Raw genomic sequence first — 26760 nt, 5'->3', positions numbered from 1 at the left:
GAAACATTTCTCAATTGCCTAGGTGCCGGACGAGAATCAAAAAGTGATAGGGCCAAGCGAAAATAAATCTGCGAATGTGCGCAACTGTTCGTACGGCATGGCCCTCAAGACTCAGGGTAGCTGGGTTTTTCAGCCGACCGCCCACTGCAGTTTGTCGGCCAGGGCGTCGGGGTAGTGATCGGTCTGGGTGATTGCCGCGCGTGTGGCTGCGCCATGACCGAAGGCTTCGATCAACACGTCAACCTGTGTGGCCAACAAGTCGCTCAGCGAGTCAAGCCGTGCCTCAAGGGCGCGGTAGCGGGCGATGTCCATAAGGCCTTCGCTGATGAACCAGGCAGCATGCTTGTTCAGGTAGTCCAACACGTAGAGGCCGCACAGCGCGTTGCCCAGTTCCTTGGCCAACCCTCGGGGCAGCAAGCTGCCGGCGCGGATTGCGCTTTGGATGGCAAGGCGCTGGGCGTAGGCCTCTCCTGCGCGGGCAACGACCATCAACTGCGCGTTCCAGACCTGCATGTCGTCCTCTCCCTCGCCACGGTGCCGGGCAACATGGTCGGCCACCTGCTTGAGCAGACGGTACTCCAGGGTGTGAGCCATGGCTTGCCAGTATTCGGTGTCATCCAGCCCGGCCTGGGGGTTGGGCGGTGTGGGTTCACTCAAGGGTTGGCCGATCAGTACCTTGGCGGCGTCCAGCAGGATCATGCGGTTATTGCCACCGGCGTCCTGGTAGATTTTGGCCATGCCTTCGTAGTCGGCGAAGCGATTGAGGTTGAGCGCACCGGCCACCCCGCAGCGCAACCGACACTCTGTCGCCAGCGCCTCGGCGGCGGGTGCACACAGCGCCTTGGTCAGCGCCAGGGTTTGGCTGATGGCGGCCCACGGTGTCCACGTCACGTCGCCTGTGCCGGTGGTGTGCAGTGACGCCTGACTGGCCGTGCCTTCAATCCACAGGCGGGCGGAGTCGTTGGCAAAGCACTTCATGACATACGCCGTGGCCAGGCAACCGAACAGCGCGCGGCGTTGGGTGCGAAAAGCCAACAGGCCGGTGCCGTTGCCGATCCGCGCCTGGGTCGTGCGTCGGTTGGCATGGGTCAGGGCCAGGGTTGAACAGGCAAGCATCACCGAACTCAAGCCGACGCCGACCATCGCCCACACATTCTTGGGCGCAAACAGTGAGCGAATCAGGCGACGGTCCGTACTGCCCAATGGGTCGTGGAACTGATTGGACGCGTCGATCGAAGCGCCATCGCGCAGCCACGCGTCGAAGGGCAGGCGCACGTTGTCAAAACTCGCCAGGCCGTAATCCAGCGGCACCGCGCGAATTTCCGCCGGTGACGACATGGAAACTCCCGGGCGCGGACCGTTGGCGTCACTCAATGGCAGCATGAATGCGAATACGCCACAGGGCTGGCCCTGAACGATCACTTGGGCAAACACCACGCCCAGCTTGTCCAGGTTGCTGATCCCGACGTTGGCGAATTTAAGCGCGGCCTTGTTCGGTGTGTTCAGCACGAAGGTGCGCGTGTCGGCGTCGAATACGGCCTCGACACGCGCGCCCATGTGGGAGTTGCTGCGACCTATCTCGGTCAGCGCGTAAACCCCCAGACGCTCACCGGCCTCCAGCTTGCGTCGCCACTGAGTGGCGCTCGGGTGATCCTGCTCGAACGCCAGCAGCGTACCGATACACAACCCCTGCTGAATCACGCAGCCCATGAACAGCGAGGGATCATTGAGCGCCGCGTGGGTGGCCTCGGCCATCAATAACTGCGGCTGCGCAAAGCCATGGATACCGTCGGGCAGCTGGCGCATCAGGTGCTGCAAGCGCTGGTAGGTGTGCCGATGGCCATCATGAAAACTCTGGTTAGCGCGAGGATGGAGTTCGGGGTCGCTGAAAACCTTCGCCATCTGCGCGTGAACTTCGGCATCGACTGGCCCGTTGGCCAGCTGGCGCAAGGCAACCACGGCCTTGTGTGCTTCGGGCACACTGACCAGCAAATGGCGCAGGGTTTCGATAGGTTGCGCCAGCGGCGCGTAGGTCTGCGCGGGGTGCAGGCTTTTGCGTATGCACACCGACAGGCCGCTGTTCACCCCAAGGTCGATAAACACGGTGTGTTTGTCCGTCGGCAGTTGCGCCAACGTGTGGGGCAGGTTGGTGGGTTGCGTGACGCCCAGGGTAAACATGTGATGCAAATCGTCCTCGGGTTCGTAGCGACGCCCCAGCACGGTTGAGTAGATCGGTGTTTTGAAGGGTTTGGGTGCCAGCGGCTGCAGGTTTTCGTGAAGTCGCCGGGCGACTTCCGTGTGAGGCGGATAGTGCGACGCGTAAGCGATCGAGACCGGGCGCAAGGGATGCGCGCTGTCATCGTGGTGAGCAAGCAGGTGCTCCAGGTCTGCGGTCTCGCCGCTGATGATGCATTGGGCTGGCGCGTTGACGGAGCCCAGCACCAGATTCGACTCGGGGTAGCGGTCCAGCAGCGCTTGCGTGTCCTGCGCTGAAAGGTTGACCAGCAGCATGCTGCCTCGCCCCTCCTCGCTGCGGTAGGCCGCGTTGAGGGCGCAGACCGCGCGGGCACCCTGGGCAATGTCGAGCACGCCGCCACACACCCGGGCAGCAATTTCGCCGAAGCTTTGCGCAACAATCAGGGAGGGAACAATACCCGTTGCCTGCAGCAACTGGTTAAGCACCACCGCAGCGCCATACAGCGCCAGTTGCGCCACACCCGAAGGCAGCGGCAGGGCGTGATCGCGGGTCAACAGAACCTGGGTGATCAACCCCGGATGGGGATCAGGTTCGTGCGCCGCCGCCTCGGTTTCGATGATTGCCAGAATCGTGTCAATTCGGTCCCTGGTTTCGGGCACATGCTGATACAGCTCTGCCAGAGCGCCGCACGGATCGCTCCCTTGGCCAGGAAAGGCGAAGACATAGTTCTGACTGTAGATGTTGAGTTGGGTTGACATGGGTCCATCCTCGTTAGCCGAACAGGATCGCTTCACCAGCAGGGTGCTGGAAAAAACGAAGGCTCATTGGATGGCAAAAAAAAGGGCGACGTACCTGTGAGAAATGACAGTTTTTTGTAACGTTTCGAGATAGGCTCGATTCAATTATTGCTAACCGAACCGCCTTGTGCCGGCCTTGCGACCACCTGGGTCCACCACGGTGTGTGCTGCTCGATCTGTACCGGCAGCGTCGGCAGCAGCGCGTTCAGCGCCAGCGTCGTGTCGTGCAGCGGGAAGCTGCCGGTGATGCGCAGATCGGCCACGGTTTTATCCACACCCAGATAACCGCTGCGGTAGCGGCTGAGGTCCTCGACCACATCGCCCAGGCGGGCGTTGTCGACCACCAGCATGCCGCGCGTCCAGGCGTCGGCGGCGGCAGAGACGGCACGCGCAGGGTCGAGGCTGTCGCTGCGCATCAGCACTTGCTGGCCTTCCTTGAGGATCTGTTCTTTGTGCAGCGCCTGGGGCTGAGCAGCCACGGCGGACTGCAGCACGCTCAGGCGTGTGGCGTGGTCTTCGCGCTTGACGATAAACCGCGTCCCCAGCGCTCGCAGGCTGCCATCGCGGGTTTGTACATAAAACGGGCGCGCATCGTTGTGGCCGGTTTCGACCAGAATTTCGCCTTCCTGCAACACGATCAGCCGGCGTTTTTCGTCGAAACGCACGTCGATGGCCGTGTGGGTATTGAGGTTGATCAGCGTGCCGTCCGCCAGTTTCAGCGTGCGTTGCTCGCCCGTGGCGGTGCGTTGGTCGGCCAGCCAATAATGGATCGGCACATAACGCTCACCGGCAAACAAGGCCAGGGCGCAGAGCAGCGCGATGCTTGCCACGCCGCGTCCAAGCTTGCGCACGCGCTGGCGAATGCCTTCGCGCGACTGCAGCAGCGCCGCGCGCGCGGGCCCTGAGGCCACGCTGAAGCGCTGGTCGAGCATGCCCAGCTGGCGCCAGGCGCGCGCATGTTCTTCATCGCTGGCCAGCCATTTGGCGAATTCTTCCTGTGCAACGAAGCTGCCGTCACCTGAATCCAGCGACAGTTGCCACGCAATCGCGGCATCCAGCACGCGCGCCGAGACCGGCTTGGCGCTGACCACGCTCACAGCGGCTCGCCATACAGTGCGATGTAACACTGGCGAATGCCTTGGGCCAGGTACTGGCGCACGCGGGGCACCGACACGCCAAGACGCTGGGCAATGTCGGCGTGGCCCAGGCCGTCGAGGCGGTTATAGAGGAAGGCGGCGCGGGCCTTACTCGACAGTTTGCCGAGCAAGCGGTCGATGGCCTTGAGGTCTTCGAGGATCAGTTGCTGCTCTTCCGGCGACGGGTGTTCGCTTTCCGGGATCAGCATCAGTTCAGTGAGGTAGGCCTGTTCCAGGGCCGCGCGCCGGAAGTAGTCGAACAGCAGCCCCTTGGCGATAGCCACCAGAAACGCCCGTGGCTCACGGGGTTCGCGCAACTCGTCACGGCCCAGCAGGCGCATGAACGTGTCCTGGCTCAGGTCTTCGGCGCGGCTGGGGCAGGCCACATTGCGCCGCAGCCACGCCAACAGCCAGCCACGATGGTCGCGATACAACGCGCCAACAAGCTCAGTGTGTGGGGTCTGGACCGACGACAAGGCATCACCGAATAAACAAGGGGTTTAAACTAACGAGAATTATTCGCGATTGTGTCAGAGGCAAGGAACGCGCGCAATTGGCGTCTGTCGGGCGGTGCTATTAAAACGATGGCGCTTGTTTGCGCCGTTTCCATTGGCTCACGCGTGCTTGAAGTGCCTGCGGGGAGTCGATGTGCTGCGCACGCGCACGGCTCAACAGGATGAGCATCAACTCTGCCGTGGCCAGGGCGTCGGCGCTGGCGTGATGGCGCTCACCGACCTGCAGCTTGAAGTGGTTGATCCAGTCGTCCAGCCCGGCTTCACGGATATTCGCGTCGGGGCACAGCAGCGGGGCGATGTCGGCGACGTCGAGGAACGGGTGCGCCAGGCGATAGCCCAGGCTGTCCTTGAGCGCGCGGCTCAGCATGTGTTGGTCGAAAGGGGCATGGAACGCCAGCAGCGGGCTGTCGCCAACAAACGCCATGAAGTCCAGCAGCGCCTCGACCGGGTCGGTGCCGGCGGCGATGGCGCTGGGGCCCAGGCCGTGAATCAGCACGCTGGGGCTGAGCTTCGTTTCGGCACAATGCAAGGTGCGCTCGAACATTTGCGAAAAATCCACCGCACCGTCCTCAATCACCACCGCGCCAATGGACAGCACGTGGTCGCGGTTGAGGTTCAGGCCGCTGGTTTCCAGGTCGACCACTACCCAGCGCTGGTTGCGCAAGGCGCCATCCCCCAGCACGGCAGGTGCGGGCAGCTGCGCCAGGCGCCTCTGCTGAGTCGCGTCGAGCCCGGGCTTTTTCGCACGCAGCCAGTTGAACAAACTCACAGTTGGTACCGAAAGGTCAGGCTGCTTTGCAGGCGCTGCGCCTGACGCAGGGATTCACGCAGGATGCGCCGGTCCAGGTGGTTGAGGCTGTCGGGGTCGACGCGGTTGGAATACGGCTGGTTCTCGCGGGTTTGCAGTTGGTGCTGCTGCATGCGGGTTTGCTGGATGAAGTGGTAGGCCTCTTCGTACGCGGCGCCGTCCAATCGCTCGATGACTTCTTTGTCCACCAACTGGCGCAGCCGCTCCAGGGTGTTGTTGGCGTGGATGCCATTGGCCAGGGCCAGCAGGCGCGCGCCATCGACAAAGGGCGTGAGGCCCTGCACCTTGAGGTCGAGGGTGGCCTTTTCGCCACCTTTGCGTGTCAGCACAAAATCGCGGAAACGCCCCACCGGCGGGCGCTGACGCAAGGCGTTTTCGGCCAGCATGCGTTGGAACAGCCGGTTGTCCGCGACTTGATCGAGAATGCCCTGGCGCAGTTGTTCGCAGCCCTGTTCATCGCCCCACACCACGCGCAAATCGAAATAGATGCTCGACCCCAGCAGGTTCTCCGGCGTGGCCTCACGGATAAACGCCCCGAAGCGCCGCGCCCATTCGGCCCGCGACAGGCAAAGTTCAGGGTTACCGGCCATGATGTTGCCCTTGCACAGGCTGAAGCCGCACAACGCCAGGCTCTGGTTGATCTGCTGTGCCAAGGGCAACAAGCGGCAGCGAATCTCGGCGGCTTCGGCGGCATCCTTGGCGTCGAACAGGATGCCGTTGTCCTGGTCGGTATACAGCGTCTGCTCGCGGCGGCCCTCGCTGCCAAAACATAACCAACTGAACGGCACGCCGGGGTCACCCTTGTCGGCCAGGGTCAGTTCGATCACCCGGCACACGGTGTGATCGTTGAGCAGCGTAATAATGTGGGTGATCTGGGTGGACGACGCGCCATGGGCGAGCATGCGTTCGACCAATTGGCCGATCTCACCGCGAATTGCCACCAGGTTTTCCACGCGTGGCGCATTGCGGATGGTGCGCGCCAAGTGCACCAGGTCCACCCGTTGTAGGGAAAACAGGTCGCGCTCGGAGACCACGCCACACAAGCGCTGGTCTTTGACCAGGCACACATGGGCGATGTGCCGTTCGGTCATGGCAATCGCGGCGTCGAAGGCGCTGTGGTCCGGGCTCAAATAGAACGGCGCCTGGGTCATATGGCATTCGATGACCTGATTGAAGTCACTGATGCCATCGGCCACTACCTGACGCAGGTCGCGCAAGGTGAAAATCCCCAGAGGCGCCTTGTGTGCGTCGACGATCACGATGCTGCCCACTTGCTGCTCATGCATCAGGGTGACCGCCTCGCGCAGCGGCGTGCTCGGGCTGCAAGTGACGGGATGGCGCATGGCCAATTCGCCCAAGCGCGTGTTCAACGAGTATTGGGTGCCGAGGGTTTCCACGGCTTTTTGCTGCACCTGCTGGTTCACTTGGTCCAGCAGGCTGCTGACGCCGCGCAGGGCGAAGTCGCGAAAAGGGCTCGAAAGCGCGAACAGCTTTATAAAGGCCGGCTTGTTCAGTTGCAGGCAGAAGGTGTCTTCGGCGGCCTTGTGCTCGGTGCGGGTCGCGCGTTCGCCCAGCAGCGCAGCGAGGGGGAAACACTCGCCGGTGGTGATTTCGAAGGTGGTTTGCGTCGCCTCTTGATTGAGCAGCGGGCGCTCGCCGACCACGCGGCCTTGCTTGACGATGAAAAAGTGCTCCACCGGCCCGCCCGACGGTTTGAGGATGCTGTCGCCTTGGCCGTAGAAGCGCAGTTGGCACTGTTCGACCAGATACGCCAGGTGTGCGTTTTCCATCTGGTTGAACGGGGGAAAGCGTTGCAGGAATTGCAGGGTGCCGTGGATGTTCTGCAACACGGCGGTTTTTCCCGCCTGCGTGAAAGCATCAGCTTTACTCATAACAGTGACCGCAGTTTCTTGTCGTTATCGTCCTTTATGGTCGGCCCCCGTGCCCTGGGTGCCCATTGGACGTAAGTCTAGGTAGCGGTCAAACCATTGGCGACTAGGGAAAAACCTTACATGGCTACCGTGCAAACCCCGTAGAACGCCCACTAGTCAAACTTTCCGACGAAGTGCACATTGTTCGCCCTTCCGCAGATGTCTGACGAGTGTGCTGGGAGATTGATGAAAACTGCTGAGAAACGTATGCCCGACCACGATATTTTGAGTGATGCAGAGCGCGAGGCACTGAGCGCTGTGATGCTGGAGCCTGATTTACCGCCACAACGTGTGTTGATCGTCGACGACGACAAAGATGCACGCGAATTGCTGGCGGAGATTCTGGGCCTGGACGGCATTCGCTGCATGACCGCCGACAGTGGAGAGGCGGCGTGGGACTTGTTGAGCTCCAGCAGCTCCATCGGTTTGCTGATTACCGACCTGCGCATGGCGCCGAGCAATGGCCTGGAATTGATTCGCCAAGTGCGCAGCTCTCCTCGGGCGGCACTACCGATCATCATCATGTCCGGGGACGCTGAAGCGCCGGATGTCATCGATGCGATGCACTTGAGTGTGGTGGACTTTTTGCTCAAGCCTATCGACAGCGTGAAGTTGGCGAAGATGGTCAAGCGCGAGTTGGGAATGGCGCAGTAACTTCCACTGGTCGGTATCAGGCGAGCACTGTCAATTCTGACAGTATGCAAGCAGTAGGTGGGGCTGTTTACTGGATGAGTGCGCGGCGGTCGGGAACGGTCGCCCCCTTCACTCACCACCAGGAGTCAGTCATGAAAATCGCTGGCAAGATTAAAGCGGATATTTTCCACAACGGTAAGCTTTTACGCACCACCAGCTCCACGAGCGTTTCGGGTGACAGTAATCACTTTCAAAGTACAGATTCTGCGACCCGTACTTCAGTCTCGATGTCATTTGTTCCCGCCATCGAGGATGGCACCACGACGTACAAGTTCGAGGAGGCTGATTCCAGATTCGGATGCAGCATGGGCGATATGCTTCTGCCTGTTGCCGGTACGGTTGAAGTGACGTCCGCCAACTCAACCGACAACTTAAAATATACGTTCAGTGGGAAGTTTAACGATGGAAGGCGCGACCTGGAGATCAAGGGGACGGCTGAGTTGAACTACCTCTATCCGTGACTTGATTGCTCTTGCAGGATCAGTCCCTGATCTTTTGATCAGGGACGTCTCCATTTGCTAGTTACACACCCATTTTGGCTTTGAACTCACGGCGCCGACGGTGCAACACCGGCTCGGTGTAACCATTGGGTTGCTTGGTCCCTTCAATCACCAACTCCACCGCTGCCTGGAACGCGATGTTGCTGTCGAAATCCGGCGCCAAGGGCGATACAGGGCATCCCCGCATTTTGACGGTCTACCACCGGCGCCATGCGCTTGAGGCTTTCCATCACTTGGGCTTCGTTGACGATGCCATGGCGCAGCCAGTTGGCGATGTGCTGGCTGGAGATGCGCAGGGTGGCGCGGTCTTCCATCAAGCCGACGTCATTGATGTCTGGCACTTTCGAGCAGCCGACGCCTTGATCGATCCAGCGCACGACATAACCGAGGATGCCTTGGGCATTGTTGTCCAGCTCGTTGCGGATTTCTTCGTCGGACCAATCGGTGTTGCTGGCCAGAGGAATGGTCAGGATATCGTCCACCGACGCGCGCTCGCGTTTGGCCAGTTCGGCCTGACGCGCGAACACATCGACCTTGTGGTAATGCAGCGCGTGCAGTGCAGCCGCCGTGGGCGAAGGTACCCAAGCGGTGTTGGCGCCGGCCAGTGGGTGAGCGATTTTCTGTTCAAGCATCGCCGCCATCAGGTCGGGCATCGCCCACATGCCTTTGCCGATCTGCGCACGCCCTTGCAGGCCGGTGCTCAGGCCGATATCGACGTTCCAGTTCTCGTAGGCGCCGATCCATTTCTCGGCCTTCATGGCCGCCTTGCGCACCACCGCGCCGGCCTCCATGGAGGTGTGGATTTCGTCGCCGGTGCGGTCGAGGAAGCCGGTGTTGATAAACACCACACGCTCGCTGGCAGCCTTGATGCAGGCCTTGAGGTTGACTGTGGTGCGGCGCTCCTCGTCCATGATCCCGACTTTGAGCGTGTTGCGCGGCAGGTTCAGCACGTCTTCGATACGGCCAAACAGCTCGTTGGTGAACGCAGCTTCTTCCGGGCCATGCATTTTCGGTTTAACGATGTACACGGAGCCGGTGCGGCTGTTCTTGCGGCTGCTGGTACCGTTGAGGCTGTGGATCGCCGCCAGGCTGGTGAGCAGACCGTCGAGAATGCCTTCCGGTACTTCGTTGCCGTCTTTGTCGAGGATCGCGTCGATGGTCATCAAGTGGCCAACGTTGCGCACGAACAGCAGCGAACGGCCGTGCAAGGTCACGTCCTGGCCATCCACGCCGGTGTAGACGCGGTCGGGGTTCATGGTACGGGTGAAGGTCTTGCCGCCCTTGGCCACTTCTTCGGCCAGGTCGCCCTTCATCAGGCCGAGCCAGTTGCGGTAGATCACCACTTTGTCATCGGCATCCACGGCGGCGACGGAGTCTTCGCAGTCCATGATGGTGGTCAGCGCGGCTTCCATCAGCACGTCTTTGACGCCGGCCGCATCGGTCTGGCCGACAGGCGTGCTGGCGTCGATCTGGATCTCGAAATGCAGGCCGTTGTGTTTCAGCAAAATGGCGATCGGCTGGTCCGCCGGCCCCTGGAAACCGATCAGTTGTGCATCATCGCGCAGGCCGCTGTTGCTGCCGCCTTTGAGGCTGACGATGAGCTTGCCATCAGCGATCTTGTAGCCGGTGGAATCGACATGGCTGCCGGCGCTGAGCGGCGCGGCTTCGTCGAGAAAAGCACGGGCGAAGGCAATCACTTTGTCGCCGCGCACTTTGTTGTAGCCCTTACCCTTCTCGGCGCCGTCGGCTTCGCTGATGGCGTCGGTGCCATACAGCGCGTCATACAGCGAGCCCCAGCGCGCGTTGGATGCGTTGAGGGCGAAACGGGCGTTCATCACCGGCACAACCAGCTGAGGGCCGGCCATGCGGGCGATTTCGTCATCGACATTTTGGGTCGAGGCCTGGAAGTCTGCGGCTTCTGGCAGCAGGTATCCGATGTCTTGCAGGAAGGCTTTGTAGGCCTCCGGGTCGTGGGCCTGGCCGGCGTGGGTCTGGTGCCAGGTATCGATCCGCGCCTGGAAATCGTCGCGTTTGGCGAGTAGGGCTTTGTTCTTCGGTGCCAGGTCGTGAATGACCTTGTCGGCGCCGGCCCAGAACTGGTCGGCAGTGATGCCGGTACCGGGAATGGCTTCGTTGTTCACGAAGTCGAACAGGACTTTGGCGACCTGCAGGCCACCGACTTGAACGTGTTCAGTCATTGCTTGCCTCACTCTGCGGAGCTTATGCGCTTTTCAGCTTTTCAATTTACCAATGAAGCCTCTGGCCATTTAAACCACGAACCCGATCCCCCAGTACATGCCGTTAAGGCGGCTGGGCTGGCGGGTTGTCGCGATACGTTGGTGCCTTGGCAGACATCGACCTAACGTTATGTAGTGCGCGGTTTTGCATACTACATGATGAGTTGCGGTTGTGAAAATTTGACTAAATACGTCGTTTAGCGACCCACTTTGGTCGTGCGGTCACAGTGGGGTATTGGATGTTCTCAAAAAACTATCAGATTGTTCCAGATAAATATAAAAATGGTACACGATTTGTTTTCGAGGGCGCCTGCGTCCACCTTGTAGATTGAATTCAGAGGGCTTCGCCATGGACCATCTTGTACTCACTATTATTGCCGCCGACAAACCCGGCCTGGTTGAACGCATTGCGCAGAATATTGCCGCCCACGATGGCAACTGGCTGGAGAGCCGAATGGCGCACATGGCCGGGCAGTTTGCCGGGATCCTGCGGGTCAGTGTTCCCGCCGAAAGTCGTCAGGGTTTGGTGAACGCGCTGGAGGACTTATCCACACACGGCATTCGCGTGCTGGTGGGTGAGGGCAGTTCAGGGCAGACCGCGGCGTCCAAGGCGATCCTGATGACGCTGGTGGGCAACGACCGTTCGGGCATCGTGCGCGAGATCACGGCGCTGTTGAGCAAACAGGGGGTGAACCTTGAAAGCCTGAGCACGGATGTGCGCCCGGCGCCCATGAGCGGTGATCCGTTGTTTACCGCCGAGGCATTGCTGCAGGTGCCGACAGCGTTATCCCTGGATACCTTGCAACTGTCCCTGGAAACCCTGGCGGATGACTTGATGGTCGAGTTGCACCACGAAGAATAACGCCCCACAGGGTTATGCATGGAAATCTTGCATGGGCCTGTGGATAACCTGTAGAGACCCGGCGCCAGGCCACGCCGGCCGGGCTTCTTCTCGAGTTGAGCAAAAAACGAGCAGTTTCAAGGGCTTGTGCACAAATGGCGGGGATCAGGTTGTGGATAACCTTGGGGTTGATGTCTGCAAGCCAGGCCCGCTGTGGCTTGCAGAGGTTTGTACGTTATTTGATCAGCGTTTGCGGAGGGTCAGCCAGGCGTCCAGGCTGTAGACCACCAGGCCGGCCCAGATAAACGCGAACGCGATCAGCGTGCTGGTGGCCAAGTGTTCGCCGAACAGGAACACCGCTTCCAACAGCACCAGGGTGGGCGCCACATACTGCAAAAAACCCAGGGCGGTGTAGGGCAAATGCCGCGCAGCAGCGTTGAAACACACCAGCGGGATCAGCGTGACCGGGCCGGCCGCCACCAGCCACCAGGCTTCGGAAGTGCCCCAAAACTCAAGCTGTGCGCTGTGCGCCGACGGGTTGAACAGCAGCCAGGCGACAGCGATCGGCACCAGCATCCAGGTTTCCACCACCAACCCCGGTAGCGCCTTGACGGGCGCCTGCTTGCGGATCAGCCCGTAAAAGCCAAAGGTCAGCGCCAGCACCAGCGACACCCACGGCAAACTGCCCACCTGCCATACCTGCTGCGCCACGCCCACCGCCGCCAGCCCGACGGCCATCCACTGCAAGCGCCGCAGGCGTTCGCCGAGAATCAGCATGCCCAGCAGCACATTCACCAGCGGGTTGATGTAATAACCCAGACTCGCTTCGAGCATGCGCCCGCTGTTGACCGACCACACATACGTCAGCCAGTTGGCGGCAATCAACGCACCGCTCAGTGCCAGAATCGCCAGGCGCTTGGGGTTATCGCGCAGTTCACGAAACCAGCCCGGGTGTTTCCACACCATCAACAGCAAACCGCCAAACAGCGCCGACCACAGCACGCGGTGCACGATGATTTCGGCGGCGGGAACGCTGGCGATGGCTTTGAAATAGATCGGGAACAGGCCCCAGATGACATAGGCGCTCAGGCCCAGGATGTAACCCTTGCGGGGGTTGGCGGGTTGCATTGCAGAATCCTTGCATAGGCAGCTGACAAAGGCGCAATTGTAAGGATTTTTGTCAGGCGATGGGACGCTGCTTTTCTGTGGGACCTTGCCTGCGATGGCGTCACCTCGATGTGACTGATACACCGAGGTGCTTGCATCGCAGCGATGCGGTGACCCGACACACCAGCGCCCACAAAGCGTAGCGGCAGGGTCAGAACAGTTTCAGTGGTTCTTCATTGAGCGCCGACAGTTGTTCACGCAACGCCAACACCTGATCGCCCCAATAGCGTTCGCTGCCGAACCACGGGAAGCTGTGAGGGAACGCCGGGTCATCCCAGCGCCGCGCCAGCCAGGCGCTGTAGTGCATCAGGCGCAAGGCGCGAAGGGGTTCGATCAGCGCCAGCTCGCGCGGGTCGAAGTCGTGGAATTCCTGATAACCGTCCATCAATTCCGACAGCTGGCCCAGGCATTCCTGCCGATCACCGGCGAGCATCATCCACAAATCCTGTACGGCTGGGCCCATGCGGCAGTCATCCAGGTCGACGATATGGAACATCTCGTCGCGGCACATCATGTTGCCGGGGTGGCAGTCGCCGTGCATGCGGATGTTCTTGTGCGGCGTGGCTTTGTAGACCTCCTCCACGCGCTTGAGCAGGTCGCGGGCCACGGACTCATAGGCTGGCAGCAGGCTTTTCGGAATGAAGTTGCCTTCCAGCAAGGTCGTGAGGGAGTCGTGACCGAAGTTCTTCACCCCCAACGCCTCGCGGTGTTCGAACGGGCGGGTTGAGCCGACGGCGTGCAAACGGCCGAGCAGCTGACCCAGGCGATACAGCTGATCAAGATTGCCCGGCTCCGGCGCACGGCCACCGCGGCGCGGAAACAGGGTGAAGCGGAAACCCGCGTGTTCGAACAGGCTTTCGCCGTTGTGGATCAACGGGGCGACCACCGGTACGTCGCACTCGGCCAATTCGAAGGTGAAACGGTGTTCTTCAAGGATCGCTTCGTTGGTCCAGCGCTGCGGCCGATAGAACTTGGCGATCAGCGGTTCAGAGTCCTCGATACCCACTTGGTAGACGCGGTTTTCGTAGCTGTTGAGCGCCAGAATGCGAGCATCGCTGAGGAAGCCGATACTTTCGACAGCGTCGAGAACCAGGTCGGGGGTGAGTGTTTCAAACGGATGGGCCATGCGAACTCCTGCGCGCAGCAGGGCGCCGCGTCCGGCCCGGTATGGTAACGCACACGGCGATAGATAGGTGGTGTCTGTACTGGCCTCATCGGGGGCAAGCCCCCTCCCACAGCAGACCGCGTTTAACCTGTAGAAACGCGGTCAAGTGTGGGAGGGGGCTTGCCCCGATTGGGCCTATCAGGCGCCGACAATCCCACCATCATCGCGCCGAATCGCCATCACCGACGAACGCGGTTTGCCGTTCGGCAGATGCTCCGGCCAGGTCGACCCACCGGTTTCGCCCGGGTGCTGAATGCCCACAAACAGCGTCTTCTGATCCGGCGAAAAACTGATGCCGGTGACCTCGCACGCCACTGGCCCGACCATGAATCGGCGGATTTCCCCGGTGCTCGGGTCGGCGCAGAGCATCTGATTATTGCCCATGCCGGCGAAGTCACCCGCGTTGCTGTAGTCGCCATCGGTGAGAATCCACAGGCGCCCGGCCTTGTCGAAACCCAGGCCGTCGGGGCTGTTGAACATGTTTTGCGGGTTGATATTGGACGAGCCGCCCTTCGGTGTGCCGGCATGCACACCGGGGTTGCCGGCCACTACAAACAGGTCCCAGGAGAACGTGTTGGAGCCATGGTTATCGGCATCGGCTTTCCAGCGCAGGATCTGGCCGTAGACATTTTTCTCACGCGGGTTCGGGCCGCCTACCGGCTGACCTTCCTCACCACGTTTGGCGTTGTTGGTGAGGGTGCAATAGACCTGGCCGTCGGTGGGGCTGACCACGATCCATTCCGGGCGGTCCATGCGCGTGGCCTTGACCACGCTGGCGGCCAGGCGCGCGTGGATCAGCACTTCGGCCTGGCTGGCGAAACCGGTGCTGGCGTCGATGCCGTTTTTGCCATGGGTGAGTTCGACCCATTGGCCGGTGCCCTTGGGGTGGTCGGCGTTGCCATCGCCTGCGTCGAAGATCGCCACATACAAGGTGCCGTGGTCGAGCAGGTCTCTGTTGGCCTTGGGGTTCTTGTGGTTGATCTTGTCGCGGCTGACGAACTTGTAGATAAACTCGCCGCGCTCGTCATCGCCCATGTACACCACGGCGCGGCCATCGCGGGTTTCAGCCAGGGCGGCATTTTCGTGCTTGAAGCGGCCCAGGGCGGTGCGTTTGGTCGGCGTGGATTGAGGGTCGAACGGGTCGATTTCCACTACCCAGCCATGGCGGTTGAGTTCATTAGGGTTCTTGGCCATGTCGAAACGCGGGTCGTGTTGATGCCAGTTGATCTCTTTGCTGGCTGCCACCACGCCATAGCGTTTTTGCCCGGCGTCGAAGGCCTGTTGTGGGTTGCTGCTGCCAAAGCAGTCGGTGAAGTTCTCTTCGCACGTCAGATAGGTGCCCCACGGGGTCTTGCCGTTGGCGCAGTTCTGGAAGGTGCCGAGGACTTTTTTACCGGTTTTGTCGGCGCGGGTTTTCAGCCAGTCGTGACCCGCCGCCGGACCGCTCAGGCGGATCGGCGAGTTGCCGTGGATGCGCCGGTTGTAGCGCGAGTCCTGCACGAACTGCCAGGTGTCGCCCGTGCGCCGCACTTCGATCACCGACACGCCTTCACTGGCCTGAGCCTTGTGCACGTCTTCGGCCGATTGCGGCGCGCCGCCGTGGGCGTAGAGGTAACGGTAATTGGTGTATTCGTTGTTGATCGCCATCAGCGCGCGGTTGGTGTCACCGGGGAAGGCGAACAGGCTCATCCCGTCGTTGTTGTCACCGAACTGTTGCTCTTGGGCCTTGGCGCTGCCGTTGCCAGAGGGGTCGAACGCCGGCGCGTTTTTGTGCAATGGCTGGCCCCAGCTGATCAGCACCGAAGCACTGTAGCCGGGTGGCAGGCTGATTGCGTCGCGGGTGTTAGCGGCGATACTGGTGAAGCCCAGCAACGGGCTGCTGGACGCGGCGTTGACAGCCAGGGCGCTGCGGCTCAGCAGGTTGCCGCCGAGGAACATCGCGGCGCCGCACAAGGCCCCCGCGCCGATGAAACGGCGGCGGGTGAGGCCGACCATCTGTTCGAGGTCGGTGGCTTGGTTGTCTTCTAATAGGCTCATTTCAGGCTCCCTGCGGTTTTTGCAGACACCTTAAGGAGCGCGCGTGACGAAATTGTTGCAGTTTGAAGTAGCCCTCGCGCTACACCGGCGTGCCGAGCAACACGTTGCTGGGCGAGAACTGCACCTGAATCGGCTGGCCCTCGGCGGCCTTCAGTGCCTTGAGCGCGGCGGGCTGCGCCAGGGCGCATAAAACCTGGCCGTTGGGCAGGGTGATGCGCACCTCGCTGGGGCCATCCTCGGCGTCGAGAATTGTCTCGATCACACCGCTCATGCAATTGTGTCCAGGTGTTGCTGCCTGCTCCAGGCCGAGCAACTCCAGCCAGCCGGCCTTGATCAAGGCGACCACTTCCACGCCTGCTTCGAGTTCCAGGCGCTGCGTGCTGTCGTGGGTGATCTGCGCGCTCAGGCTCAAGTCGCCCGACAGTTGCAGGCGGATCATGTCATTGCGGCCATGGCTTTCAATCGCGATGACCTGGCCGTGCAGTTGGTTGCGCGCGCTGGTGCGCAGCATCAGCCGGCCGAGCAGGTTGAAGTCGCTCGCGTCTTCATCCGAGCCCAGCACCTGGGCCTGCAACACCTGCAAACGCTGGTAAAGGCGCAGCACGCGCTCACCCTCGGCCGTCAGCCTGGCGCCGCCGCCGCCTTTGCCGCCGACGCTACGTTCCACCAGCGGTTTTTGCGCCAGATTGTTCAGCTCGTCGATGGCATCCCAGGCGGCCTTGTAACTCAAACCGGCGCTTTTGGCCGCACGGGTGATCGAGCCTTGCTCGGCGATGTGCGCCAGCAAGGCGATGCGCTGGGGGCGGCGGATGATGTGTTGGCTGAGCGAGGTCGGCAGAGACATGTGGATACGCTTCTATAAGGTCAGCGGACGTTGCAGGCGTGGCGCACGCGAGTCAAGTCATGCCCCGGGTTTAGGTGTGCGTGCCAGGCAGTACACATCGACTTGCCGCGCCCCCGCGTCCATCAGCAACCGCGCCAGGCTGTGGGCGGTGGCGCCGGTGGTCAGTACGTCGTCGACCAGCGCCAGGTGGCGGCCTTGCACCTGAGCGTCGGGAGCCAGTGCAAATGCGGCGAGCAGGTTGCGTTTGCGGGTTTTGGCGTCGAGGGCTTGTTGCGCGACGGTTTCATGGGGGCGTAACAACAGGTGGTCATTGTGTGGGATATCAAGCTGTTCACTCAGCCAGCGTGACAGCATCAACGCCTGGTTGAAGCCGCGTTCGCGCAGGCGTTTACGCGCCAGGGGCACGGGCAGCAGGCAGTCGGGGCGCTCGAGTTCGGCGTTGTCAAAACGGTGTTGCAGGTGATGCCCCAGCAGGCGCGCGAGCAGGTGGCCGAGGGGCCAGCGTGACTGATGCTTGAAGCGGCTGATCAGGGTGTCGACCGGAAAGCTGAAAGACCACGGTGCGACGACGTGTTTAAACGCAGGCGGGTTTTTCAGGCATTGGCCGCAGATCAACCCGCTGGTTGGCAGCGGCAAGGCGCACACCTCGCATTGCGCCAGCAACCATGGCAGCTCTGTTTCGCAGACGTTGCACACACAATCGGCCGATTCTGTGGCCTCATCGCAAATTAAACAGGTCTGGTTGTTTTTTAGCCAGATGTAAACCTCGCGTTTGTATCCTGGTTGACAGTGCATGAATCTTCCTTAAATATGCCGAGCATCCGTGTCGTGACTGTGGGTATTGCCCTTCCCGCAGCGAAAGCCCAAGCATAATCAAGGAATCGCCCATGAGCGCCAGCACCACTGCCACCCTGCGTCACGATTGGTCCTTAGCCGAAGTCAAAGCGCTGTTTGTGCAGCCTTTCAATGACCTGTTGTTCCAGGCGCAGACCGTGCACCGCGCGCATTTCGACGCCAACCGCGTGCAGGTGTCGACGTTGCTGTCGATCAAAACCGGCGCCTGCCCGGAAGATTGCAAATATTGTCCGCAGTCGGGCCACTACAACACTGGCCTGGAAAAAGAAAAGCTCATGGAAGTGCAGAAGGTCCTCGAAGAGGCTGCCCGCGCCAAGGCTATTGGTTCGACCCGCTTCTGCATGGGCGCCGCGTGGAAACACCCGTCGGCCAAAGACATGCCGTACGTGCTCGAAATGGTCAAAGGCGTGAAGGCCATGGGCCTGGAAACCTGCATGACGCTCGGCCGTCTCGACCAGGACCAGACCGAGGCCCTGGCCCAGGCCGGCCTCGACTACTACAACCACAACCTCGACACCTCGCCTGAGTTCTACGGTTCGATCATCACCACGCGCACTTACAGCGAGCGCCTCCAAACCCTGGCCTATGTGCGCGATTCGGGCATGAAGATCTGCTCGGGTGGCATCCTCGGCATGGGCGAGTCCCTCGACGACCGCGCCAACCTGCTGATCCAGCTGGCCAACCTGCCGGAGCATCCGGAGTCGGTGCCGATCAACATGCTGGTGAAGGTGGCCGGTACGCCGCTGGAAAACGCCGATGACATCGACCCGTTCGACTTCATCCGCATGCTCGCCGTGGCGCGCATTCTGATGCCGCAGTCGCACGTGCGCCTGTCGGCCGGCCGTGAAGCCATGAACGAGCAGATGCAGGCCCTGGCGTTCTTCGCCGGCGCCAACTCGATCTTCTACGGCGACAAGCTGCTGACCACCGCCAACCCGCAGGCTGACAAGGACATGCAGCTGTTTGCGCGCCTGGGCATCCTGCCGGAAGCCCGTGAAGAGCATGCCGATGAAGTGCATCAGGCGGCGATCGAGCAGGCGCTGGTGGAGCACAAGAGCAGCGAGCAGTTCTATAACGCTGCGGTTTGACGCCGATCCCCCTATTTGGAATGCACTCCAAATGTGGGAGCGGGCTTGCTCGCGAATGCGGTGGATCAGTGAAAGATAGGTTGACTGACGCACCGCATTCGCGAGCAAGCCCGCTCCCACATTTTTGACCGAGTTGAACCCGCTAATCCGAGGCCTGCATGTCTTTTGATCTCGCCGCGCGTCTCGCTGCCCGTCGTGCCGAACACCTTTACCGTCAACGCCCTTTGCTCCAGAGCCCGCAAGGCCCTGAAGTCGTGGTGGACGGCCAACCGTTGCTGGCGTTCTGCAACAACGATTACCTGGGCCTGGCCAATCACCCGCACGTGATCGAAGCCTGGCGCGCCGGTGCGTCCCGTTGGGGCGTGGGCGGTGGCGCGTCCCACTTGGTGGTTGGCCATGCCACACCGCACCATGAACTGGAAGAAGCCCTGGCCGACCTGACCGGGCGCCCGCGCGCGTTGCTGTTCACCACCGGCTACATGGCCAACCTCGGCGCTGTCACGGCGCTGGTGGGGCAGGGCGACACGGTGCTGGAAGACCGTCTCAACCATGCCTCGTTGCTGGATGCCGGTTTGCTCAGCGGTGCGCGGTTCAACCGCTACTTGCACAACGACGCCGCCAGCCTGGCCAAGCGGTTGGAGAAGGCTACCGGCAACACGTTGGTGGTCACCGACGGCGTTTTCAGCATGGACGGCGATCTGGCCGACCTGCCCGCGCTGGCCCGTGAAACCAAGGCCAAAGGCGCCTGGTTGATGGTGGATGATGCTCACGGCTTCGGCCCGCTGGGTGCCACTGGCGGCGGGATCGTCGAGCATTTCGGCTTGAGTCAGGAGGATGTGCCGGTGCTGGTCGGCACGCTGGGCAAAGCCTTTGGCACCGCCGGAGCGTTTGTGGCGGGCAGCGAAGAGCTGATCGAAAGCCTGATCCAGTTCGCCCGGCCTTACATCTACACCACCAGCCAACCGCCGGCGTTGGCCTGCGCAACCTTGAAAAGCCTGGAGCTGCTGCGCACCGAGCATTGGCGACGCGAGCATCTCAATGGCCTGATCCGCCAGTTCCGCCGGGGCGCCGAACAGCTCGGCCTGGACCTGATGGACAGCTTCACGCCGATCCAGCCGATCCTGATTGGCGACAGTGCCCGCGCCGTGCGCCTGTCGCAGCTGCTGCGCGAGCGCGGCCTGATGGTCACCGCGATCCGTCCGCCCACCGTGCCTGCCGGCGGTGCGCGTTTGCGCGTGACGTTGACGGCGGCCCACAGCGTGGCGCAGGTGCAGCTATTGTTAAACGCATTGGAAGAGTGTTTCCGCTTGTTAGGCGCCATGGAGCCCGACCATGCGTGATCGACTGATAGTGCTGCCCGGCTGGGGCCTTGGCGTATCGCCACTGGAGCCCTTGGCCGCAGCCTTGCGCGGCCTCGACGAACACCTGCAGGTGCAGATCGAGCCATTGCCGACGCTGCAATCGAGTGACTTGAGTGAATGGCTCGACGAACTCGACGCCACGCTGCCCGACAACGCCTGGCTGGGTGGTTGGTCCCTGGGCGGCATGCTCGCGTCGGAGCTGGCGGCGCGCCGCGGCGAACGTTGCTGCGGCTTGCTGACGTTGGCGAGCAATCCGTGTTTTGTCGCGCATGCCGGCTGGCCCAGCGCGATGCCGGCTGAGACGTTCGATGCGTTTCTCGCCGGCTGCCATGCCGACTCCCAGGTCACCCTCAAACGCTTCGGCCTGCTGTGTGCCAAGGGGGCGCAAGACCCGCGCGGGCTCTCGCGTTTGCTGGTCAGCGGCGCGCCGAATACGCCTTCCAGCGAATTGATGACCGGCCTTGAGTTGCTGGCTCAACTGGATACCCGCGAAGCCTTGCTCGGCTATCGCGGCCCACAGTTGCATCTGTTCGCTGGCTTGGATGGTCTGGTGCCCGCCCAAGCGGCTGGCGACTTGCTGACGCTGCTCCCCGATGTAGAAATCGGCCTGATTGAACAGGCCGGTCACGCTTTTCTTCTGGAAGACCCTCACGGTGTAGCGGGGGCCATCCAGGCTTTTTTGCACGAGTGCGTTGATGACTGATTTATCCCACCCAACACTGCCGGGCGCCTTGCCGGACAAGCGCCAGGTGGCGGCGTCTTTCTCCCGCGCCGCCGCCAGTTACGACAGCGTGGCCGCGTTGCAACGCGCAGTGGGTTACGAGCTGTTGGCTCGCCTGCCGACGGGCGCCGCGCCGCAACGCTGGCTGGACCTGGGCTCGGGCACCGGTTTTTTCAGCCGCGTGCTGGGCGAGCGGTTGCCCGCCAGCCAGGGCGTGGCGGTGGATATTGCCGAAGGCATGCTCAACCACGCGCGGCCATTGGGCGGCGCCGAGCACTTTATTGCCGGTGATGCTGAACGCCTGCCGTTGCAGGGCAACAGTTGCGGGCTGATCTTCTCCAGCCTGGCGGTGCAGTGGTGTGCAAATTTTGACGCCGTGCTCCGCGAGGCTTATCGCGTGCTGCAACCCGGCGGGGTGTTGGCGTTTGCCAGCTTGTGCGTAGGCACGCTGAGTGAGCTGCGCGAAAGCTGGCGGGCCGCGGATGGCCTGGTGCACGTCAATCGCTTCCGCACTTTTGAGGCTTATCAACAGCTGTGCGCCGCCAGCGGCTTGCGGGTGGTGAGCCTGGAGCGCCGGCCGCACGTGCTGCATTACCCGGATGTGCGCAGTCTGACCCATGAACTCAAAGCATTGGGCGCGCATAACCTGAACCCGGGCCGCCCGGGAGGGTTGACGGGGCGCGCGAGGATTGTTGCACTGGTGGGCGCTTACGAGCAGTTCCGTCAGGCCCAAGGCCTGCCCGCCACCTACCAAGTGGTGTATGCCGTACTGGAGAAACCTCTATGAGCGCCGCTTACTTCATCACCGGCACCGACACCGATGTCGGCAAGACCACCATCGCCGCCGGCCTGCTGCACGCCGCGAGGCTTGCGGGTAAAAGCACCGCCGCTGGCAAGCCCGTGGCTTCGGGCTGCCAGGTCACCCCCAAAGGATTACGCAATGCCGATGCCTTGGCGCTGTTGGCTGAGTGTTCGTTGCCGTTGAGCTATGCCGAGGTCAACCCGGTGGCGTTCGAGCCCGCGATTGCACCGCACCTGGCGGCGCGGGAGGCGGGCGTGGCGCTGACGGTGCAATCGCTGTTGAAACCGATGCAGCAGATTCTGGCGCGGCAGGCGGATTTCACCTTGATTGAAGGCGCGGGTGGCTGGCGGGTGCCCTTGGCCGATCAGGACAACCTGTCGGACTTGGCCAAGGCGCTCAAGCTGCCGGTGATCCTGGTGGTGGGCGTGCGTCTGGGCTGTATCAGCCATGCGTTGCTCACTGCGGAAGCCATAGCGCGAGACGGTTTGCCGTTGGCAGGCTGGGTGGCGAATATCATCGACCCCAAGACCTCTCGTCTGGAAGAGAACCTCGCCACCCTGGCTGAGCGGCTACCTGCGCCTTGCCTTGGGCGCGTGCCAAAACTCAAGCAGGCCAGCGCCGAAGCCGTCGCCGAATACCTGGAACTGGACCTGCTTGACTGATTTTGGCTATCGCTAAGGCATTATGCCATTAGTGTTTTTGACGGGCGTTTTGCCGGGATGTCTGCTTCAATTCAGGTTCACGATTCTCTAAAGGCAGGCTTACGCCATGGAAATCTCTGGAAGCAGCGCGTTTTATTCGGGGCTGAGCACGATTCAGGCCGGGCAGAACCGCGTCGACCAGGCCGCCGGCAAGATTGCCAGCGCCGCAACTACTCAGCCATCAGACGCACAAAGCGACCGTCTACAAGCCAACGACCGTGCCCAGCCATCCAACTCGGCGAGCAACATGGTTGAAATGGCCCAAGGCAAGTTTCAAGTGGAGCTGGGCGTCAAAGTCGCCAAGGCTTCGGATGAAATGCTGGGCACGCTGATCGATACCTACGCTTAACTCCCCTCTTTCCAGGCATGCCGGCTCTTGTGTGGGAGCTGGCTTGCCTGCGACAGCTTCTACTCGGTCCCCTTGGTACACCGCGGCGTCTGTATCGCAGGCAAGCCCGCTTCCACATGGGCCCTGCTTCGTCTGACTGAACTTTTACACCGCTCAATCATGTGGCGCCTTGCCGCAGGCCTTGCCGTGCCTGATGTTGATCCGCGTCATGACAAATGGCAGCGGGACGATGCTTGACAACCCCAGGTCGTAAACGTATGTTTCAAACACCTGTTTGACCGCCACGACGCATCCACGCGGTTGTTCATCCCAGATACATCAGCAGAGGTTTATCGCTATGCCTGACTACAAGGCCCCCTTGCGTGATATTCGCTTCGTTCGTGACGAACTGCTCGGTTATGAAGCGCACTATCAGAGCCTGCCGGCTTGCCAGGACGCTACCCCGGACATGGTTGACGCCATCCTCGAAGAAGGCGCCAAGTTCTGTGAGCAAGTGCTGGCACCGTTGAACCGCGTGGGCGACATCGAAGGCTGTACCTGGAGCGAGTCAGGCGTTAAGACCCCGACGGGTTTCAAAGAAGCCTACAAACAATTCGTTGAAGGCGGCTGGCCAAGCCTGGCCCACGACGTGGAGCACGGCGGCCAAGGCCTGCCGGAGTCCCTGGGCCTTGCAGTCAGCGAAATGGTTGGCACTGCCAACTGGTCGTGGGGCATGTACCCGGGCCTGTCGCACGGTGCGATGAACACCATCTCCGAGCACGGCACCCCAGAGCAGCAAAATGCCTACCTGACCAAACTGGTCTCGGGCGAGTGGACCGGCACCATGTGCCTGACCGAACCCCATTGCGGTACCGACCTGGGCATGTTGCGCACCAAGGCTGAGCCTCAGGCCGACGGTTCCTACAAAGTCTCTGGCACCAAGATCTTCATCTCGGCCGGTGAACACGACATGGCCGACAACATCGTCCACATCGTGCTGGCCCGCCTGCCGGACGCACCGGCTGGCACCAAAGGCATTTCGCTGTTTATCGTGCCCAAATTCCTGCCAAACGCAGACGGCTCGATTGGCCAGCGCAACGCGGTGTCCTGTGGTTCCCTGGAACACAAGATGGGTATTCACGGCAACGCCACCTGCGTGATGAACTTCGACGCGGCCACCGGTTTCCTGATCGGCCCGGCGAACAAAGGCCTGAACTGCATGTTCACCTTTATGAACACCGCTCGCCTGGGTACTGCGCTGCAAGGCCTGTCCCACGCTGAAATCGGTTTCCAGGGTGGCCTGAAATACGCCCGCGATCGCCTGCAAATGCGTTCGCTGACCGGCCCGAAAGCACCGGACAAAGCCGCTGACCCGATCATCGTGCACCCTGACGTGCGCCGCATGCTGCTGACCATGAAAGCCTTCGCCGAAGGCAACCGTGCGATGGTGTACTTCACCGCCAAGCAAGTGGACATCGTCAAATACGGCACCGACGACGAAGCGAAGAAGCAGGCCGATGCCCTGCTGGCATTCATGACCCCGATCGCCAAGGCGTTCATGACCGAAGTCGGTTTTGAAGCCGCCAACCACGGCGTGCAAATCTACGGCGGCCACGGCTTCATTGCCGAGTGGGGCATGGAGCAGAACGTTCGCGACAGCCGCATTTCGATGCTGTACGAAGGCACCACCGGTATCCAGGCGCTGGACCTGCTCGGCCGTAAGGTGCTGATGACTCAAGGCGAAGCGCTCAAGGGCTTCACCAAGATCGTGCACAAGTTCTGCCAGGCCAACGAAGGTAACGAAGCGGTCAAAGAGTTCGTCGCACCGCTGGCTGCACTGAACAAGGAATGGGGCGAGTTGACCATGAAGGTCGGCATGGCCGCGATGAAAGACCGTGAAGAAGTCGGTGCCGCGTCGGTGGATTACCTGATGTACTCCGGTTACGCGTGCCTGGCTTACTTCTGGGCCGACATGGCGCGCCTGGCTGCCGAGAAACTGGCTGCCGGCACCAGCGAAGAGGCCTTCTACACCGCTAAGCTGCAGACTGCGCGCTTCTACTTCCAGCGCATTCTGCCGCGTACCCGCACCCACGTTGCAACCATGCTGTCGGGCGCCAACAACCTGATGGACATGAAGGAAGAGAACTTCGACCTGGGCTACTAAACCTCGGCGAGTTCATGAAAAAGCCGCCGCTCTTTCGGGAGCGGCGGCTTTTTTGTGGGGCCAGCAACGTGGCGCTTAAGGTGTCGGGATATAAGGCGCGCCGTCGCAGTAGGTGTTGCCCGGCAAAACGCCCCTGACTGGAATGTCCGTAGGTGGCGACTGAAGCAATTGCCCGGCGGCATTCTGCGTCGTGTAGCTGAGGTACATGACGCCCCTGCCGATCACCCGCATGGTGGCCGAATACTGCAGGTACACGGTTTGCCCGGTGGTGGAAGCCGCGGCAGCCCACACAATCGGGACAGTCAGTGGGGGCGTAATGGGGTTCGAACCGTCATCCTGACGGCTCATTACGCACGTCAATGTCCCCGCCGTGTTGGCACGCAGGAGCGCAGAGGGCGGGATAAATACACCGATAGATCGGTTTAAAAAGGTCAGGCTCGAAGGCTGCGGCGAGGCGCAAGTGAGATTGCCGCCGATAAGGTTGAGCACCTGCGGCTGCGCCAGCGTCATCAACGGCGAGAAGTTCAAGATGAGATTTCTGGTAGGTCCCTCCACGAAGGTGGTCCCCCTGGTGATGCGGAATTTTATCTGGGCGGGCGTGTTGTTGCTGGCGGCGCCCGGAAGGATGGCCAGTAATTGCGCCGTCGTGATCACAAGGCGCAGCGGCAGTGGTTGGCCCACGTAAACCACAGGCGGCGCCAAGACGGTATTCGTGCCCACCACAACGGCCACAGCGTCGTTGATCTGCAAATTGGTGACACTGTCCAGCCAAACCTCCATCCCGCCTAGCCCGCTCAGGTCGATATCGGCCTGAGTCACCGTGTTGTCGGGCGCAATCGCCTGTGTCACGCGCGGAGCGGCAATGTTTGAAGGGGTCAATTGCAGCGCGACCCTGAGTTCCAGAATCAACGAATCACGTGAGCGGTTGCCTAGCCGGTCCAGGAAGCGGTAGGTCAGTTGCATGAGGCCGTTGCCGCGCTCGCGAATCACGGAGGCCGGTACTGAAATCAGGCGCGGGGCCGGATAGTCGGGCAAGGTAACAGGGCCCGGAGGTGCGAAAGGAAACTGCATGTGCCGGTCGGTAATGCCGTAGTAGGGAATGACCCTCAGCGCAACCTGGGCGTTGATCTCTGTGTGCTCGGGAATCCGGAACACGACCGGGTCATTGCTGGCCAGATACTCATCGGTAATCGTCGCAGTTGCCAGGTTCAGTGGCAGCAGCGGGGCTGGCGGTGTGATGGTCAGGTAACCAAAAGGTGGCGTTTTATGCACCCGCAGCGGGGTGCTGGCGGTGGCGCGCAGAACGTTGTCACCGGCTTCCAGGATGTAGGTCAGCAGATAATCGCCCTCACTGCCCACGAAGCGGCGCGGCACTGGCATTTCAATGTCTGCTGTGGGGTAAGACGGCAACTGGAGGTAAGCGATGACTTGGTGTTCATTCGGCGGGGGCAGCTCGGCATACACCCGGATAATGGGCTGGGCCCCGGCAGGCCCCGGTTGCGGCAACGCTGGAATCCGGATTCGCAGGTCACGTTCAGCCGCCGTCAGAGGCACCATGCCGCCGGTTCCGGGCAGAGCATCCACCACAATCAAGGGCGGCAGCGAGGGTATGGCGTTACGAATCAGGAACTGAGAGCTGGTGCTCACCAGTTCGGATACCAAGGTTTCCATGAGGGTCACTCCCATCGTGTTTAAGGGACACTCCCTGTCCCGAATACTCGCTGGGCGGTATTGAGTGGTACGCGCAAGTAAACATGCCAATCCTGCCGGCGACTACTGTCATAACTGACAGTACGGGATGGCCTGCGCATTGCATCCGCCTGTTTTTTGCGCAATGACCTGTAAAAAAACGCAGCGTGGCGCTCAGGGATT

At 61.5% G+C, this 26760-nt stretch carries 21 protein-coding genes and 1 pseudogene; 10 read left to right on the top strand and 12 right to left on the bottom strand.

Going from position 1 to position 26760, the window contains the following annotated elements:
• Positions 1 to 129: 129 nt before the first annotated feature.
• The 5 genes from AB5I78_RS26870 to AB5I78_RS26850 form a co-directional block, all read right to left on the bottom strand.
• Positions 130 to 2955 carry an acyltransferase domain-containing protein gene (locus AB5I78_RS26870; protein ID WP_369302010.1) on the bottom strand — a complete coding sequence of 942 codons (2826 nt, stop codon included), beginning with the start codon at positions 2953 to 2955 and terminating at the stop codon, positions 130 to 132.
• Positions 2956 to 3095: 140 nt separating this feature from the next.
• Positions 3096 to 4091: a FecR domain-containing protein gene (locus AB5I78_RS26865; RefSeq protein ID WP_369302011.1), complete on the bottom strand. Its 996-nt coding sequence runs from the start codon at positions 4089 to 4091 to the stop codon at positions 3096 to 3098.
• Positions 4088 to 4606, bottom strand: coding sequence for an RNA polymerase sigma factor (locus AB5I78_RS26860; protein WP_124418608.1), 519 nt, complete (start codon positions 4604 to 4606; stop codon positions 4088 to 4090). The genes AB5I78_RS26865 and AB5I78_RS26860 overlap by 4 nt, the downstream gene beginning before the upstream one ends.
• A 100-nt stretch (positions 4607 to 4706) precedes the next feature.
• Positions 4707 to 5414: a PolC-type DNA polymerase III gene (locus AB5I78_RS26855; protein WP_369302012.1), complete on the bottom strand. Its 708-nt coding sequence runs from the start codon at positions 5412 to 5414 to the stop codon at positions 4707 to 4709.
• Positions 5411 to 7345, bottom strand: coding sequence for a putative nucleotidyltransferase substrate binding domain-containing protein (locus tag AB5I78_RS26850; protein ID WP_369302013.1), 1935 nt, complete (start codon positions 7343 to 7345; stop codon positions 5411 to 5413). Before AB5I78_RS26850 ends, AB5I78_RS26855 begins: the two co-directional genes overlap by 4 nt.
• A 246-nt stretch (positions 7346 to 7591) precedes the next feature.
• Between AB5I78_RS26850 and AB5I78_RS26845 the strand changes: the two genes are divergently transcribed.
• Together AB5I78_RS26845 and AB5I78_RS26840 are read left to right on the top strand one after the other, a co-directional pair.
• Positions 7592 to 8038, top strand: coding sequence for a response regulator (locus AB5I78_RS26845; protein ID WP_145157501.1), 447 nt, complete (start codon positions 7592 to 7594; stop codon positions 8036 to 8038).
• Positions 8039 to 8169: 131 nt separating this feature from the next.
• Entirely contained in the window at positions 8170 to 8538 is a 369-nt protein-coding gene (locus tag AB5I78_RS26840) for a hypothetical protein (RefSeq protein WP_145157499.1), read from the top strand.
• A 61-nt stretch (positions 8539 to 8599) separates the two neighbouring features.
• Here AB5I78_RS26840 and AB5I78_RS26835 read toward each other — a convergent pair.
• Positions 8600 to 10775: pseudogene (locus AB5I78_RS26835) on the bottom strand (malate synthase G).
• Between the two features lie 388 nt (positions 10776 to 11163).
• Between AB5I78_RS26835 and AB5I78_RS26830 the strand changes: the two are divergent.
• Positions 11164 to 11676, top strand: a complete 513-nt coding sequence (locus AB5I78_RS26830; protein ID WP_145157496.1) for a glycine cleavage system protein R — start codon at positions 11164 to 11166, stop codon at positions 11674 to 11676.
• Between the two features lie 222 nt (positions 11677 to 11898).
• Here AB5I78_RS26830 and rarD read toward each other — a convergent pair whose 3' ends face one another.
• The 5 genes from rarD to AB5I78_RS26805 all read right to left on the bottom strand — a co-directional run bounded on the left by rarD (position 11899) and on the right by AB5I78_RS26805 (position 17663).
• Positions 11899 to 12783, bottom strand: a complete 885-nt coding sequence (rarD, locus tag AB5I78_RS26825) for an EamA family transporter RarD (RefSeq protein ID WP_145157495.1) — start codon at positions 12781 to 12783, stop codon at positions 11899 to 11901.
• 190 nt (positions 12784 to 12973) lie between these two features.
• The gene (locus AB5I78_RS26820) at positions 12974 to 13948 is read right to left on the bottom strand and encodes a serine/threonine protein kinase (RefSeq protein ID WP_242200707.1); all 975 of its coding nucleotides are present in this window, start codon (positions 13946 to 13948) and stop codon (positions 12974 to 12976) included.
• A 177-nt stretch (positions 13949 to 14125) separates the two neighbouring features.
• Positions 14126 to 16024 (bottom strand): PhoX family phosphatase, encoded by a 1899-nt coding sequence (locus AB5I78_RS26815; protein WP_369302015.1) that lies wholly within the window; start codon positions 16022 to 16024, stop codon positions 14126 to 14128.
• Between the two features lie 79 nt (positions 16025 to 16103).
• A complete protein-coding gene (locus AB5I78_RS26810; RefSeq protein WP_369302016.1) occupies positions 16104 to 16868 on the bottom strand; it encodes a TOBE domain-containing protein in 765 nt (254 codons plus the stop codon).
• Between the two features lie 57 nt (positions 16869 to 16925).
• The gene (locus AB5I78_RS26805) at positions 16926 to 17663 is read right to left on the bottom strand and encodes a ComF family protein (protein ID WP_369302017.1); all 738 of its coding nucleotides are present in this window, start codon (positions 17661 to 17663) and stop codon (positions 16926 to 16928) included.
• Positions 17664 to 17755: 92 nt separating this feature from the next.
• Here AB5I78_RS26805 and bioB point away from each other — a divergent pair, with 92 nt between their 5' ends.
• From bioB to AB5I78_RS26770, 7 genes are all read left to right on the top strand, one after another.
• A complete protein-coding gene (gene bioB / locus AB5I78_RS26800) occupies positions 17756 to 18811 on the top strand; it encodes a biotin synthase BioB (RefSeq protein ID WP_242200713.1) in 1056 nt (351 codons plus the stop codon).
• Positions 18812 to 18969: 158 nt separating this feature from the next.
• The gene (bioF, locus tag AB5I78_RS26795) at positions 18970 to 20151 is read left to right on the top strand and encodes an 8-amino-7-oxononanoate synthase (protein ID WP_369302019.1); all 1182 of its coding nucleotides are present in this window, start codon (positions 18970 to 18972) and stop codon (positions 20149 to 20151) included.
• Positions 20144 to 20875 (top strand): alpha/beta fold hydrolase, encoded by a 732-nt coding sequence (locus AB5I78_RS26790; protein ID WP_369302020.1) that lies wholly within the window; start codon positions 20144 to 20146, stop codon positions 20873 to 20875. Before bioF ends, AB5I78_RS26790 begins: the two co-directional genes overlap by 8 nt.
• Positions 20868 to 21680 (top strand): malonyl-ACP O-methyltransferase BioC, encoded by an 813-nt coding sequence (gene bioC, locus AB5I78_RS26785; RefSeq protein ID WP_242200721.1) that lies wholly within the window; start codon positions 20868 to 20870, stop codon positions 21678 to 21680. The genes AB5I78_RS26790 and bioC overlap by 8 nt, the downstream gene beginning before the upstream one ends.
• The gene (gene bioD / locus AB5I78_RS26780) at positions 21677 to 22357 is read left to right on the top strand and encodes a dethiobiotin synthase (RefSeq protein ID WP_106575548.1); all 681 of its coding nucleotides are present in this window, start codon (positions 21677 to 21679) and stop codon (positions 22355 to 22357) included. The genes bioC and bioD overlap by 4 nt, the downstream gene beginning before the upstream one ends.
• Positions 22358 to 22463: 106 nt before the next feature.
• On the top strand, positions 22464 to 22745 hold the full coding sequence (locus tag AB5I78_RS26775; RefSeq protein ID WP_065871814.1) for a pyrroloquinoline quinone biosynthesis protein PqqE: 282 nt from the start codon (positions 22464 to 22466) through the stop codon (positions 22743 to 22745).
• Between the two features lie 337 nt (positions 22746 to 23082).
• A complete protein-coding gene (locus tag AB5I78_RS26770; RefSeq protein WP_145157486.1) occupies positions 23083 to 24888 on the top strand; it encodes a phenylacyl-CoA dehydrogenase in 1806 nt (601 codons plus the stop codon).
• 75 nt (positions 24889 to 24963) lie between these two features.
• On the opposite strand, the gene AB5I78_RS26765 is transcribed toward AB5I78_RS26770, so the two are convergent.
• Positions 24964 to 26559, bottom strand: coding sequence for a hypothetical protein (locus AB5I78_RS26765; protein WP_145157485.1), 1596 nt, complete (start codon positions 26557 to 26559; stop codon positions 24964 to 24966).
• Positions 26560 to 26760 lie beyond the last annotated feature (201 nt).

This window comes from Pseudomonas sp. N2-3-1-14 (assembly GCF_041228395.1).
GTDB lineage: Bacteria > Pseudomonadota > Gammaproteobacteria > Pseudomonadales > Pseudomonadaceae > Aquipseudomonas.
This window is presented reverse-complemented; position numbering and strand designations above follow the sequence as displayed.

Bases quoted from the DNA above. Each gene is read 5' to 3' on its own strand.
- AB5I78_RS26870 (WP_369302010.1), bottom strand. From the start codon at position 2,955: ATGTCAACCCAACTCAACATCTACAGTCAGAACTATGTCTTCGCCTTT.
- AB5I78_RS26765 (WP_145157485.1), bottom strand. From the start codon at position 26,559: ATGGAAACCTTGGTATCCGAACTGGTGAGCACCAGCTCTCAGTTCCTG.
- bioD (WP_106575548.1), top strand. From the start codon at position 21,677: ATGAGCGCCGCTTACTTCATCACCGGCACCGACACCGATGTCGGCAAG.
- AB5I78_RS26820 (WP_242200707.1), bottom strand. From the start codon at position 13,948: ATGGCCCATCCGTTTGAAACACTCACCCCCGACCTGGTTCTCGACGCT.
- AB5I78_RS26770 (WP_145157486.1), top strand. From the start codon at position 23,083: ATGCCTGACTACAAGGCCCCCTTGCGTGATATTCGCTTCGTTCGTGAC.
- AB5I78_RS26815 (WP_369302015.1), bottom strand. From the start codon at position 16,024: ATGAGCCTATTAGAAGACAACCAAGCCACCGACCTCGAACAGATGGTC.
- AB5I78_RS26790 (WP_369302020.1), top strand. From the start codon at position 20,144: ATGCGTGATCGACTGATAGTGCTGCCCGGCTGGGGCCTTGGCGTATCG.
- bioF (WP_369302019.1), top strand. From the start codon at position 18,970: ATGTCTTTTGATCTCGCCGCGCGTCTCGCTGCCCGTCGTGCCGAACAC.
- AB5I78_RS26840 (WP_145157499.1), top strand. From the start codon at position 8,170: ATGAAAATCGCTGGCAAGATTAAAGCGGATATTTTCCACAACGGTAAG.
- AB5I78_RS26845 (WP_145157501.1), top strand. From the start codon at position 7,592: ATGCCCGACCACGATATTTTGAGTGATGCAGAGCGCGAGGCACTGAGC.
- AB5I78_RS26805 (WP_369302017.1), bottom strand. From the start codon at position 17,663: ATGCACTGTCAACCAGGATACAAACGCGAGGTTTACATCTGGCTAAAA.
- bioC (WP_242200721.1), top strand. From the start codon at position 20,868: ATGACTGATTTATCCCACCCAACACTGCCGGGCGCCTTGCCGGACAAG.
- rarD (WP_145157495.1), bottom strand. From the start codon at position 12,783: ATGCAACCCGCCAACCCCCGCAAGGGTTACATCCTGGGCCTGAGCGCC.
- bioB (WP_242200713.1), top strand. From the start codon at position 17,756: ATGAGCGCCAGCACCACTGCCACCCTGCGTCACGATTGGTCCTTAGCC.
- AB5I78_RS26810 (WP_369302016.1), bottom strand. From the start codon at position 16,868: ATGTCTCTGCCGACCTCGCTCAGCCAACACATCATCCGCCGCCCCCAG.
- AB5I78_RS26850 (WP_369302013.1), bottom strand. From the start codon at position 7,345: ATGAGTAAAGCTGATGCTTTCACGCAGGCGGGAAAAACCGCCGTGTTG.
- AB5I78_RS26830 (WP_145157496.1), top strand. From the start codon at position 11,164: ATGGACCATCTTGTACTCACTATTATTGCCGCCGACAAACCCGGCCTG.
- AB5I78_RS26775 (WP_065871814.1), top strand. From the start codon at position 22,464: ATGGAAATCTCTGGAAGCAGCGCGTTTTATTCGGGGCTGAGCACGATT.